The 13,133-nt window shown below is 39.5% G+C and carries 9 protein-coding genes; 1 reads left to right on the top strand and 8 read right to left on the bottom strand.

The annotated features are described in order from the left end of the window. Nucleotides 1-175 precede the first annotated feature (175 nt). Nucleotides 176-946 (top strand): IclR family transcriptional regulator, encoded by a 771-nt coding sequence (locus AC3ITD_RS06465; protein ID WP_265801137.1) that lies wholly within the window; start codon nucleotides 176-178, stop codon nucleotides 944-946. A gap of 106 nt (nucleotides 947-1,052) precedes the next feature. On the opposite strand, the gene AC3ITD_RS06460 is transcribed toward AC3ITD_RS06465, so the two are convergent. The 8 genes from AC3ITD_RS06460 to AC3ITD_RS06425 form a co-directional block, all read right to left on the bottom strand. After that, a complete protein-coding gene (locus tag AC3ITD_RS06460) occupies nucleotides 1,053-3,218 on the bottom strand; it encodes an alpha-L-rhamnosidase-related protein (RefSeq protein WP_489365067.1) in 2,166 nt (721 codons plus the stop codon). 56 nt (nucleotides 3,219-3,274) lie between these two features. Then, nucleotides 3,275-4,864 carry a sodium:solute symporter family transporter gene (locus AC3ITD_RS06455; RefSeq protein WP_265801139.1) on the bottom strand — a complete coding sequence of 530 codons (1,590 nt, stop codon included), beginning with the start codon at nucleotides 4,862-4,864 and terminating at the stop codon, nucleotides 3,275-3,277. A gap of 136 nt (nucleotides 4,865-5,000) precedes the next feature. Further along, nucleotides 5,001-6,086, bottom strand: a complete 1,086-nt coding sequence (locus AC3ITD_RS06450) for a Gfo/Idh/MocA family protein (protein ID WP_265801140.1) — start codon at nucleotides 6,084-6,086, stop codon at nucleotides 5,001-5,003. A 111-nt stretch (nucleotides 6,087-6,197) separates the two neighbouring features. After that, nucleotides 6,198-8,702: an L-rhamnose mutarotase gene (locus AC3ITD_RS06445; RefSeq protein ID WP_489365064.1), complete on the bottom strand. Its 2,505-nt coding sequence runs from the start codon at nucleotides 8,700-8,702 to the stop codon at nucleotides 6,198-6,200. 3 nt (nucleotides 8,703-8,705) lie between these two features. Next, entirely contained in the window at nucleotides 8,706-9,605 is a 900-nt protein-coding gene (locus AC3ITD_RS06440) for a sugar phosphate isomerase/epimerase family protein (protein WP_489365063.1), read from the bottom strand. Continuing rightward, nucleotides 9,605-11,092 carry an acetylxylan esterase gene (locus tag AC3ITD_RS06435; protein WP_489365061.1) on the bottom strand — a complete coding sequence of 496 codons (1,488 nt, stop codon included), beginning with the start codon at nucleotides 11,090-11,092 and terminating at the stop codon, nucleotides 9,605-9,607. The genes AC3ITD_RS06440 and AC3ITD_RS06435 overlap by 1 nt, the downstream gene beginning before the upstream one ends. Continuing rightward, nucleotides 11,089-12,225 carry a sialidase family protein gene (locus AC3ITD_RS06430; RefSeq protein WP_489365059.1) on the bottom strand — a complete coding sequence of 379 codons (1,137 nt, stop codon included), beginning with the start codon at nucleotides 12,223-12,225 and terminating at the stop codon, nucleotides 11,089-11,091. Before AC3ITD_RS06430 ends, AC3ITD_RS06435 begins: the two co-directional genes overlap by 4 nt. Before the next feature lie 61 nt (nucleotides 12,226-12,286). Beyond that, a complete protein-coding gene (locus AC3ITD_RS06425; RefSeq protein WP_489365057.1) occupies nucleotides 12,287-12,967 on the bottom strand; it encodes a DUF3826 domain-containing protein in 681 nt (226 codons plus the stop codon). Between the last annotated feature and the right edge of the window lie 166 nt (nucleotides 12,968-13,133).

Raw genomic sequence — 13,133 nt, 5'->3', positions numbered from 1 at the left:
TGAAATTGCTCAACGGTTAGTGCTGAGCTCAAATCTCATATCTATCTTTTTAATATCTGATTAACTCAAATATAAATATTTATTTCATATATAAAAACAATTTTTATACTATAACTCCTTTTGATTTTTAATTTTTATTTGCTTCAAATTATTAAGTTTGTTTAAATTACTTTCAATGAATAACGATACGAAATACCAGGCCCCTGCATTAGATAAGGGATTAGACATACTTGAACATCTTTCTGCGCAGTCCATCCCCCTTTCACAAACTGAAATTGCCATTGGCATTGAAAAAACGCCGAATGAAATTTACCGGATGTTAATGAGTTTGGAGAGTCGTGGATATATTTTACGTGATGAAGTTTCCGGAAAGTACAGGCTTTCACTAAAGCTGTTTTACCTTTCGCACAGGCATTCGCCAATGGACGAGTTGCGCAAAGCAGCGCAATTTCCATTAGAAGAACTGGCCAATACCATTCGCCAATCTTGCCACTTAAGTATCTTGTATATGAACCAGGTGATGGTGATTATCCATGCAAAAAGTCCGGGGCCTATTGCCCTATCTATTGAAGAAGGAAATTTGTTCCCCTTGCCATTAACGGCATCAGGAAAGGTTTTGCTGGCCTATATGCCCGATATTGAAAAGCGAACAACTTTAAGAAATAATTCAATCTTTAAGAAATATAGCAAAGCGCAGCAAGAAGATTTCATGCTTTCGCTCGACGACATTAAGAAAACTGGTTCTTATTTTAAAAACAGTGATTCCGTTTCGGGTGTAACGGATATTTCTATTCCGATTGGCGTAGATAGCAACAATGGTATTATTGCCTGTTTAACTATTTCGATGTTAAATGCTTTGAATAATGATAAGGCGATTGGAAATGATATCATTCTTGCGGAAGCAAATAAGTGTGTTAAAAAGATTGAGCAAAGAATTGGAGTGTAAACTCTTTTAAAAGTCGTCATTGGCTCGAAGCAATCCTACTTGGATTGGATAACAACCGCATTAAGATTGCTTCGTGCCTCGCAGTGACGAAAAACAAAAACATACATTATCCAGAATATTTCACACTATAATCTCTCCCTTTCTCAATCGTTATCTCATAAACACCTTTCGAAACTTCCTTAACTTCTGCACCTTTTACCACAGGCTTGGTTTTGCTGCCTATTCTTAATTTTCCTGTTCCCACGGCAGACGAAATTTTAATTTCTTTTTTACTGCAGTACAAGGAGACATCGCCATTAGCAGTCGGTACCTTTCCCTCCATCCATTCTAAGCCACCTAAATTTGGCGTGATAGTGTAAGTTTCATAACCCGGTGTAGTGGGTTCAACACCCAAATAATACTTGCCCAATAAATAGATCGGACTAGCGCCCCAGGCATGGCAAAGGCTTTTTCCAAATGGCCTGCCATACATTTCTAAATGCTCTGCTCCTTTTTTATCTGGATTATATTCTTCCCAAAAAGACGTTGCACCGAGCTTCAACATTCCACCCCAATAACTTTTCATTTCTTTTAAAACGTAGCTTTGTTCACCCATGGCACAAAGAGCTTCAAGTTCGTAGAAACGCATGTAAGGGGTGGTAATTTTTGCGACCTTATCGTTGAGGAGTACATTCTTTTTCACACCAAGTTTTTGTTCAGGCGTAAAATAATCGAAAAAGATTCCAAACATATTGGCGTAACGCGTTACATTATCCGTTTGCTTACCATCTATCCTACTGTGAACTAACGCGTTTTTATTTTGGTTCCAATACAAATCAAATATTTTAGCTTTTAACTCTTTTGCTTGTTGATCGTATTTTGTAGCACCTTCAGTATCATTGGCCAGTTTGGCGCATGAAGCCATCGTTTCTAAGCTTCGGGCATATAATAACTGTTCGAAACTTACTTCACCATCTTTACTCAGTTTGTCTGCCCAATCAATAAAAATCCAATCGCCTGGCATCCATTCCAGCAAACCATCTTTATTTTTTCTTCCATCGATATACGTCATTAAAGACTGCATACGAGGATAAATATCCTGCACAAATTTTTGATCACCTGTAAATTTATAGTAATCATAAATCCCTAAAAACCAATAGAAAGAGTAATCCATTATGGTATTGATGTGGGCAGTAACCGGATCTTTTCCACGTTGTGCCAACAAGGTTCTTTTTACTGTTGGTGCATCAAAAAACGAATAATAATTCATTAGATAACTCTGGTAGGCATCACCACTCCAAACCCAACGGTCGCGTTTAATTCCATCGATAAAAAATTCACGGGTATTCAAGTGAAAGGTGTATTTAGCCACATCGTAAATTTTATTCAGTTCGGTATCAGATGATTTAAAACTCCCTCTTTCGGTTACAGGTGCGTACTCGTAAAGCATGGAGATGGAATCAATAGTCACATTTCCACTGGTTTGGCGATTTACGTATCTGAATGCTTTCGAAAGTGGCATTACCGAATCTTTCTTTTGCGCTATATCAATATCTAGATAATCCAACGTTTCACATCTTTCTTCTGATGAAGCCTCTTCAGGCGATTCGCCATAGTATAAACTCAAACGCCCCTTGCCTTTCAGGCCATGTACTTTAATGAAACCAAATGTTTCCCTGCCAAAATCAAGCAATTCGCCGCCATCGTTTTTCTTTCTCGAAACTGCAGCCATCGGTTTCACTGGCAATTTAAATTGCGATGGCAACTGATTGGGATCATTCAAATTCCACGAACCTGCCGAAACGAATGTCGTTCCTGATTTGTCTGAAACCTTTCCACTTTGATCAATCCATTCCTTATCTTCAAAAGTAGATAACCAGGTTTCATCTGAAACAATTGTTTTTCCTTGTACAAAAATCGCTGGAACATGTGCCTGATTGTAAACTTTAAGGCTCAATTTATGCTTCCCGGGAGGAATTTGGATGGTTTTAGGAAAACCAGAAATGGCCTGTCCGTCGATCTTAACATTATAAGTTCCTTCTACAAAAAGCTTAACTTCTTCAGGTTGAGAAAGGTTAAATTCCTTATGAAAATCTACCAGAACATAGTGGCTATCCATTTTCCAAAAGACTGGAAAAAACGACCCCCGTTCGGTTCTACGGTTTTGCATCACATTGCTCATGTAGATATCAAGGTCACCCGGATACCAAATCCATGAGGCTTTTTGGGCTAAAGCTGGCATCACAAAACAGCTTAAAAGGCCCAGAATAATTATTTTTTTAAAGTTTTTCATAATATGTATTTTTTGCTCGATACCAGTTCTTGTAATCATCGGACCTCAGACTTCTTTTAATGTCCGTTAAAGAAAATATAAAGTATAACCATGACAATGGCCAATGCACCAAAGGATATCCACACCCTTCGACTTGGCTTTTCGATATTTGCCTGATGTGATTCATTTACGATGTAAACAGATGGTGAACGATCTGCAAGAGAAATAATAATCGACAAAATCATCAGCAATGCAAAAATCAGGAAGGACAAAACCAGATAATGTGGCCAGAATGTATATTCAGACGAGGGCAAGATCCACAGGTAACAAACGCCTATACCTAAACTTATGATTGAGCCAATTGAAAGTGTGAAATTAACGGCTTTTCTAGTGGTTCTTTTCCAAAATACCGTTGATAAAAACACTACAGACAATGGTGGAGCAATGAAACCTAAAACGGCCTGAAAAACATCGAACAATTTCAAGCCCTGAATATTATCTATTGCTAATGCAACTAGTATGGCAAAAATGCAACCTGCAACTACTGTTAACCTGCCCGTTTTAATAATTTCTTTTGTTGTAGCATTGGGGTTAATTTTTTTCACATACACATCCATGGTAAAAACAGTACTTAAAGAATTAAGGCAAGATCCAATCGTACCTACCAAAACCGCTATGAGTACCACGATTACCAGGCCATTCATTCCCGGAGGAAACAAATTGGTAACCATCGTCATGTATGCCATATCTGCATTACCCAAATTAGGATATAAGACGTAACACAAAATCCCGGTGAGAATAAAAAGTGGTAAAGAAAGTATTTTAAGCCAGCCAATAAAACTCACGCCTAACTGTCCCTGTTCTAAATTCTTGGCTCCAAGTACCGATTGAACCATCGATTGATCGGTGCAGAAGAAAGCCACCGCAGAAACAGGATAACCCAGCAGAATGGCATACCATGGATATTGCGGATCGCTTCCAGGCTGAACGAGGTTCCAGAAATTCTTTGGTGTTTTTTGGTATAGTGCACTTATTCCTCCAACTTTCTCCAAACCTAAATAAGTAAGTGCGAATGAAACGCATATCAGTAAAATCATTTGAAAAACGTTGACTTTGGCGATAGCTTTAAGTCCTCCAAAAAATGCGAACAGGCCAGCAAAAGCTACTAAAACGGTAACCGATTGCCACATCGGAACGCCCAAAATCTGCCTCACCAAAACACCACCAGCAAACAAACCCAATGATAGCCATGAAATTAAAATTTTAATCAGGGCATACCACGCAAGTATATTTTGTGTTGAATCGCCGTAACGGTTGCCCATAAATTCGGGCATGGTACTTACTTTAGCCGCCAGATATTTTGGGGCAAATACAATGGCAAGCAAGAATAAGAAGATAAAGGCATACCACTCAAAATTAACCGCCACAATGCCTGTAGAATAACCAATACTTGCAAACGCAACCAACATGGATGGACCAACATTTGTGCCCCACATGTTAAAACCAATACTGGACCAATTGAGTGATTTGTTGGCCAGGAACAAGTTTTCATCTTCGTTTTTCTTCTTCGAGAAACTTGCCCTATAACCGATAATAATTAAAATTACGAGGTAAGCGGCGACGATAAAGTAATCTAAGTTGGTTAAACGTTCTACAATATTTCCCATTAATTCATTTGGTTAGTTTTTTTATTGGTTATTGTTTTTTACTACAGATGCACACAGATAAACACAGATCAAAGTTTGTATCCGTGTTTATCCTTTCTATCTGTGGTTAATATTATTCCTTTAGCTGTGGCACAAACTACAAGCCAATCGACTCCCTTGTAATATTGTTTGCTTTCAAAATCTCATCAATCTTTACGGGCAAACCGATTTCCATTGATTTATCCATCGCCTGCAATAATGCAACCGTTCCAATTCCCTCCTTCAAATCCGGATATGCCGTAAATTTGTTATTTATACTGTCTGCAAAATAATCGAGATAGTTCTGGTATTCGCCCGCATGATGACTTTGTCCCTCGAAACGGAAATAGTGTTTCAATGTAGCATCACCCCAAGTAATAATTTTTTCTTCACCGGTTTTGGTTGTAACAGAATAACGTAACTCATGGTAATCGGCCTGACTCGCTCCTTCTGTTCCGCGGAGAATGCAACTCATTCCGCTATCGCGACTTGCAGGTTGCGTTGGGCCTGTATATGCACCGCTTACCCTTGCAATTCTTCCATCTTTAGCCTTGAATATAAAATGCATTGTATCTACATTTTTCAATCCGGCTTTTAAGCCGTTGCTGCTCAACATGCCATAACCCATTACTTCTTCAATATCGGGCATATACCAGCGAACGAAATCAACCGGATGACTTAAGCCGCCGTACAACCATTTAAATGATTGTTTTAAGGACCAACCTTTCTCTAAAAACCAACGGTGATCGGCATGGTAATGACTTTCGATAGTAATTAGTTCTCCGATTAGACCTTTATCAAAATCCTTTTTCTGGCGCATTGCAGGTTCGAAAAAACGAGAACTTTGTCCTACAAAAATTTTCTTTCTTGATTTTTTAGCCAATTCTAAAAGTTCATTTGCCTGAGACAGATCATCAATAAAAGGCTTTGTACAAACCACGTGTTTTCCATGTTGCAAGGCCAGTTTAATGTGCTCAAAATGCAAATGATCTGGTGTGTAAATCGCAATCATATCGATTTTATCACTCGTTAACATGTCCTCATAATTGGTAGTCCAATTTTGAAAATCAAATTCCAATGAGCGTTCTTCACAAAGCTTTTTATTCGCATCGCAAATCTGAATGAGCTTAAATTTCTTGCTCGCTAATGATGCAGAAATCGTGCTTCTGCCTTCTCCTAAACCTAAAATCCCTAATCTTAACATGATGATATTTTTTTATTTCTTAAGTCGTCATTGCGAGGTACGAAGCAATCTTAATGCAAAAAATAGCAATAGTTTAGGATTGCTTCGTGCCTCGCAATGACGGTTATTTATCTATTCAATCGGTTTAAAAAACACCCAAACCTCACCGGGATTTGTTCCTGCTATACCTTCCTGGTATTTTTTCATGATGCCATTCCATTCATCCACCTTCGGATTATTCAAAGTTGTTTTCGGATTTAGATCGTCAAGGTTTTTGCCTTTAGGAATACTGATAATTAATATCAGTTGTCTGCCGTTTTTAAAAATTGCCAGGCGCTGAAACTCGGCATTGCAAAATCCCTTAGATATCTCCGGCCACTTTTCAAATTGCGTTTTGTGGTAATCCAAATACTCCTTTTGCATCTTTTCATCCTCAACCAAATTGGCTGAAAGAATCACCTTATCCCATTCGGCAACCGGTTTCTCCCCACAATTTTTCTCTCTGTTAAAGTCGTAAAAAATATCGTCATAAAGCTTAACTTCTGTCGCATTTAAGCGTTTCAAAGTTTGCTGTAAACTTTCTACTTTTAAGCTTGAGGTATAAATAACCAATCTATTACTCCATTTATAGATAGCGCTAGTTAACAGATTGTTCTCTTTTGCAAATTCATCCAGAGCTTGGTTTCCCGGTAAATGATCATCTTTAAATATCAATTCAAAAACAACCGTTTTATCTTCCGCCTGATTGATATCGCGATTTAAATACGTGTTTTTCTCTTTGAGCAGATACCTATAGGGTAACTCCAAACCTGCATTTTTTTTGATGTTTTCAGCAACCTTAGGTCCGTTGTTTTCCCATAAATTTCCCGGCCCGTTCGCATTCTGAAGATATTTTTCAGTAGGCGTCCAGTTGTTTTTAATGGTAAAATCAGAAGACCCCTCATCCGTATACAAATAAAACCAGTGATCAGGAAGGTGAGCATAAGGTGCCTTATAAATACTATCGACTACATTTTCGGTAATGAAAGATTCCGGTTGAGCAGAGAGCGTATAAATTCCTGCAACATCATACATGTGTTTCCCATAGTGATGGATTTTGTTTGAGCTGATGGTGTTATTCTTCATCGCATTTTGCGTTCTAGTCCAGCCCCAGCCCATGCTGATGCCTGAATAGGAAACATCGCTAATCTCATTATGGATAATTTTAAGGCCTTTAACATAGCCTGCACCAATGCCAACGGCACCCCAATCTTCATTGGTAACATCTGTAATCAGGTTGTTTTCTATCCTGTCATTCGTTGAAATTTCCCGTTTATCTTTAGGATTGTAAGGCAAATGAACTTCTGTGGCTTCATCAGAAAATATGCCCACCAATATCGCTGAGCCTCCAATATCTTTAAATAAATTGCCTCTAATTAAATTTTCTGATGTTCCTTTTTTGAAGTCTAAACCCGTAGAGGCTAGATGTTGGAAACGGCAGTTTTCAAAGCTAATATGATTGGCAAAATTTACTTCAACAGCTGCTAATGGCCTGCCAACCCAAGCCTGATTTTCTAACGTGGGCTTATCTGGAGTTCCGGGTGTTGCAAGTTTATACGCATCGAGCATGTACATACCAGCCTGATGTGGAACATGTCCTTCCCTGGATGGCCTCAGCCAGGTAGCGTGTTCGAATGAAATCCCTTGGAAGCTTACAAAAGAAACCGGATCATCAATTGTTCCTTCAATTTTTAGCAGATTTTCTAATGAAGGGGCCATCACAACTGCCTTTTGCATATTTTCTGATGCCTTCGGCCAATAATAAATTTTATGGTTTTTTAGATCTGCAAACCATTCGCCTGGCTCATCTAAAAACTGGATGGCATTGGATAAATAGAAAGCAGAGTTTCCTGTTTTTTCAGAAATCCAGGGCGCTGGCCAGGGATGTTCGGATTGAATTCTACTTTCAGGCTGCATGAAAGAAAGCTCTACAGCATTACCAATCACTTTAACCGATTTTACCCGAAGATTGGCGATTGCCCACCATTGATGGATTAACATTTCCATCCCGGCAATTTTGCTTAAATCCGTGTTTTGTTGAAGCGGTATTCTACAGGTTTGATTTTTTTTATCCCAGGATAAAATTCTACCCATGGCATCTCCATTATAATTTTTTGCCCGGATCGCCTTAGTTCCGTTTACCCAAAGCTGGCGAAATGGCAAATCGCTGACACCGTCGTTAGGAAGGTCAGCAACCCAAATTTTTCCCAGAGACTTTTTTGGTAATCCTGGAACGGCTCCATTGACCTTTTTCCAACCCGCGATTCTAACCCCACCACTTAAAACAACTTTTTCAGTGGCGAAAATCTGTGTGGGGCTACTTTTAGTTCCAGCATCTTCAGGGCGAAGAACGATGGGCTCATGTAATTGATAAATGCCCGCTCCAACGAAAATTTTGATTCCATCTTTCGTAGATGGATCCTTTAAACGCCTCAATTCCCGGGCTTTCCTAATTGCAGCATGAAGCGTTGCAAGAGGTTGTTCCTTATTTCCATTGTTAGTATCAACACCATTTTTCGCAACATAAATTTCTACTGCAGCAACTCGAAAGTGCAATAAAATCAATAGCAATAAAAAGTTTATACTAATCTGTTTCATAAATTATTTCGCTTGAAAAACGGACTTAAGGTAACTGGTATTGGCACTAAAATTATATTTCACATTTGTAGGTTGGCTTGCATCTCTGCTTCTCTCAACAACCAGCCATCCGCTCCAACCCATATCATCCAGCGTTGCCCTTACCTGCTTTAAATCAATCTTTGAATCATTCTGTAACCAAACTCCATCGTCATTTGTAGCATGGATTTGAACGATATTTTTTCTGCCCAGTATTCTCAATTCCTGCTGTAAATCTCTCCCATTTTTAATCGGGTTGGAAAAATTGAAATAACTTTTAATGTATTTGCATCCAATATCTTTAAGTAATTTGAGTTCCGCTGTGGCCTCAAGGGCTGTCTCAATTCCGATCACAATACCCGCTTTTGCGGCCATCTTGCCAGCAACTTTTAGCCTTCTTACAATAGGTTCGCGCAATTCAGGGTTTCTAACAAGATCGCCCTGAACACCCAGCGGTAAGAATACCACTTTTACGTTCATTGCCTTTGCTGTATCCAAACAATCCTGAATCATTTTTTGATAAGTAGGCCGTGTTGCGAAGGATTGCGCATAGAAACCCGTCATTGCTAAAGAACAAATTTCCAGGTTCAATTCTTTCGCTTTATCAAGGTATTCTTGACGCACTTTCGGGTCGGCCAACTTGTTATCAAAGGTTTCCCGATTCCCGAGACCGCCCATATCGATTTCCAGTCCATCTGCGCCTATCTCTTTTGCAAGAGGCAAAGCACTAATTTTCTGACGCTTCAAAATCATTAAATCAATTACAGCAACTTTGTATTTACCCACTTTTTCGGCAGCTAAAAGTAGCTGATCAGGAATTAATGCGGCGCCCGTTAATAGGACTACGTTGGCGATAAAAGTTCGTCTGTTCTGCTGCATTTGCATTATCTCGTTGCGTTTAAGGGAAATAATTTTTCCAAGTTCTCAAATCCCATCACTGCGTTTTTTGGTAACTTTTCGCCTTTATCTCCAAAAACATACAGGGCATTTTCTTTTTCGATGGTCACTTTGCTTTCATCATATTTCCCTGCTTTGTCTTTTACCAAACTGCCATTCAGTTTAAAGTTTTTAATCAGAAAATCGTAGAGGGCAATGCGTTTATTTATCCCAAAATCGTGCTTCTCCGATGGAAGATGAACATTCTCAACCTTGTTGCTCACCCCATAATATCCATACATTTTTTGCAGGTAACGGAAATCATGTTCGGGTGTGTGGGCCGTCCAATCGCTACCATCTGAAACCAAAAGTTGTGGTCGTGGTGCTGCCATTGCCGCTAACTCTACATTGTCCGTACCGCCACCGCATTGATGAATAGGCATTCCGCTTTCACATGGGCAACCACCGTAGAAATAGGATGACATGGCCACCACAGGTGCACTTAATTTAATTCTATCGTCCATTGCGGTCATTAAAATCGAATGACTTCCAGCTCCCGAACCACCACTAATTCCGATTCTGCTAGTGTCTGTTTCTTTGAGAGAAGAAAAATAATCGAGGATTCTAATTCCGCCCAAAGTTTGTACTGTTTGGGCTAAACTCCGGCGGTGGTCTTCGTACTTAAACTGCAGCATCGATTCGCCCCATGCAAATAAATCGTAGCTGAAAGCCATTGCTCCCATACGTGCAATCGTTGCGCAACGAAGCTGACAATCGGCTCTGTAACGCTGTTTTTCCCAGTGACCATCAGGACTGAGAATTACAGGGATTCTGCCTTTAACATTTAGCGGTTTATAAAGTGATCCATTGATCCAAACCCCAGGCAAAATTTCCAAAGCAATATTTTCTACCGAATAGCCATCAAAAACTCTCTTCGCTGTAGTGATTGGTTTTGAATTCAGTTTTGCTGGCAAAGGGGAGAGTAACAAGGCTTTGTAAAGCTCGGGCTTTATCTCAGCCTTCCGTTTTTCCCAACTGCTTTTGTCGCTGTATTTTTTTGCCAGCGTATCCAGGTAGGCCCAGCCGTCTTTTGGCTCCCATCGGTAATATTCGTATTCTTTCAACTTGTAAACGCCTGGTTTCTCTTTGTTTACCTTCATATCCAAAGGAGCAAGAACGTTTGTTAGTGTTTCATCTACATCAGCACGAAAACGCCATTCTGCATAGTTCAGCCATTTGTCTTTAACCTGTGGTTCAGAATATTTAATCTGAACGTTAAATCGCGTCTGGATTTCTTTTAAAACGTCGACTAATGGTTTTTTGTAAAGGTTATCGGTATTCTGCGTTTGGGCAGATAATTTTGTAAACAACAATAAAAAAATAACAATTCCCATTGTTTTCGCCGATAGCTTAGAACTCTGTGAAACTGATTTAAAAAATTTCTCCATTGCGGTCGAAATGACGGTTGGAATAAATGCAAACTTGCCTACTCTCATGGCTCTTCGTTTTTCGTTTCTGTAATCACAGGTGCTGCATAGCCGTTAAGTTTCGGCCAAACGCCATTCTCAATTTTTTTCAATTTCAACTTAGAAGGATCTACAACCACATGTTTTATTTTTTGCCTTCTCCAGGTGTAAATGAAATGAAGCATACCATCCGATGTTTGAATTACGGCAGGATAGGAATACTGACTAATCGGTGAATCTTCCAAAATCAAAGCTGCAGACCAGTTTTTTCCATCTCTAGAGACCGAAACGTTTAATGGAGTTCGCGGACCCTTGGCTAAATCGCCAGGAGGCAAAACATGATTGTAAACCAGAACCTGCCGACCATCTTTCATCGTTACTGCATCTGTGCCAGAATTATTATTCGGCAATGAGGTTTTCGTTAAAGGAGACCAGCTTTCGCCGTTATCTTCCGACCATGATTCAACAATAGCCCGGTTCGCTGTTCTGGCTAAAATTTGCAGCTTACCGTTTCCATGTTGTAAAATGCTTGGCTGAATGGCTTTGATGCCATTTTCTGGTAAAGGGCCAACCGTTCTCCATGTTTTGCCATTATCTTTAGTTACCTCAAAGTGGATCTTCCAGCCATCACCTTCCCTACTTGAGGGCGCAAATAGATTTCCATTACTTAGTAAAACAGGTTTGTTTTTCACCGGGCCAATATAACCATCTGGCAATTTGGTAGCATCCGACCAGGTAACTCCGCCGTCTTTCGAAGTTTTCATCAACCCCCACCATTCAGATGGTTTAGGGCCGATTTTATAGAATAAGATTAAGTCTCCTCCCGGAATTTGATATAGAACCGGGTTCCAGGTAGGTAATCTTTTCCCATCGGGTTGAACACCATTGGCCACTGATACCGGCGCTAACCATTTTCCTCCTACAAAACGACTGATGTAAATTTCAACATCAGGGTTCCGCTCTTTTGTTCCTCCGAAATAGGAAGCAACCAAGCCCGTTGGTGTTTCAACAATCGTTGCTGAATGACAGGATGGAAACGGCGCCTGATCGTAGAGGAATTCTTGCTTTACCACCCCTTTTTGCCACTTTTCAACTTGTGCATTGGCACTTAACCCTAATGCTAATGCAATTCCTAGTGTGATGTATATCTTTCTTTTTAACATAGTTTTTTTTTGTTCTGGGGTAAATGGAGAATAGAAAATTCTGAATAGTTTCGAATCCTTTCTATTCCCTATTCCCTGCTTTAGATTTATTCGCTTTCTCTTCTTTTATTTTTTTGGTATAGGCGCTGTAAAGGGCTCTCCAACTGCGACCATTATTGTTTAACATTTGCTCTGCCTTGGTTTTGTAAATCTCGAAAATGGCAGAAATCTGTTTCATGTTTTTATAATCGACAGCCTGTTCTCTTGCCTGTTTCATAAAACCCAAAATTTTAGCCTCTTCATCCGCAGTCAAATCCGGAACGATGGCTTTGTAACCTTTCATTGTGAAATCGACTTTACCAATGGTGTATTTGTCTAGAATTACCTCTACTTGTTCTGCAGATAAGTTTTTGTTTAAACCATCCATTAAAGATTGATGAACGGTTGAGGGCATAGCAGAATCGGCAATAATCTGTTTATCAAGATCAGTCAATTTGCTTCCAGTAACCGGATTGATTCCATCTGGAACAGTTGATGAAGGATGGTTGTTATGCCAATCTCTCACAGCCGTTAAATGAACGGCGATAAGGTTTTCTACGGCTGTTTTTTTAGCAGCATCTGTTAGGTTTAATGCTGAAACCCACTCCTTCGCCTTAGTCAGAATTTCTGCATTAGCAATCGCATCCTGTGCTTGGCTGAAGGAAGTGACTGTGGTTAGCAGCATCAACAATATCATTATCGGTTTTAAAATCTTTGTCATCATTCTATTAATTATAGGTTTCTATTTTTAATTGCTCTATCAACTTAGTAATTACGAGCTAAGAAGAATTTTAGCGCATGGCGATCGTTTTAAGATTGCTTCGTGCCCCGCAATGACGATCTGTTTTCTTTTTTATTCTCTTACTTCCTATTCTCCACTTTCTATCTCC

The organism is Pedobacter sp. KH_004 (assembly GCF_057840755.1).
This window is presented reverse-complemented; position numbering and strand designations above follow the sequence as displayed.

What these genes read in the sequence shown, in the direction of transcription:
- AC3ITD_RS06465 (WP_265801137.1), top strand. Translation starts at nt 176, where the DNA reads ATGAATAACGATACGAAATACCAGGCCCCTGCATTAGATAAGGGATTA.
- AC3ITD_RS06460 (WP_489365067.1), bottom strand. Translation starts at nt 3,218, where the DNA reads ATGAAAAACTTTAAAAAAATAATTATTCTGGGCCTTTTAAGCTGTTTT.
- AC3ITD_RS06455 (WP_265801139.1), bottom strand. Translation starts at nt 4,864, where the DNA reads ATGGGAAATATTGTAGAACGTTTAACCAACTTAGATTACTTTATCGTC.
- AC3ITD_RS06450 (WP_265801140.1), bottom strand. Translation starts at nt 6,086, where the DNA reads ATGTTAAGATTAGGGATTTTAGGTTTAGGAGAAGGCAGAAGCACGATT.
- AC3ITD_RS06445 (WP_489365064.1), bottom strand. Translation starts at nt 8,702, where the DNA reads ATGAAACAGATTAGTATAAACTTTTTATTGCTATTGATTTTATTGCAC.
- AC3ITD_RS06440 (WP_489365063.1), bottom strand. Translation starts at nt 9,605, where the DNA reads ATGCAAATGCAGCAGAACAGACGAACTTTTATCGCCAACGTAGTCCTA.
- AC3ITD_RS06435 (WP_489365061.1), bottom strand. Translation starts at nt 11,092, where the DNA reads ATGAGAGTAGGCAAGTTTGCATTTATTCCAACCGTCATTTCGACCGCA.
- AC3ITD_RS06430 (WP_489365059.1), bottom strand. Translation starts at nt 12,225, where the DNA reads ATGTTAAAAAGAAAGATATACATCACACTAGGAATTGCATTAGCATTA.
- AC3ITD_RS06425 (WP_489365057.1), bottom strand. Translation starts at nt 12,967, where the DNA reads ATGATGACAAAGATTTTAAAACCGATAATGATATTGTTGATGCTGCTA.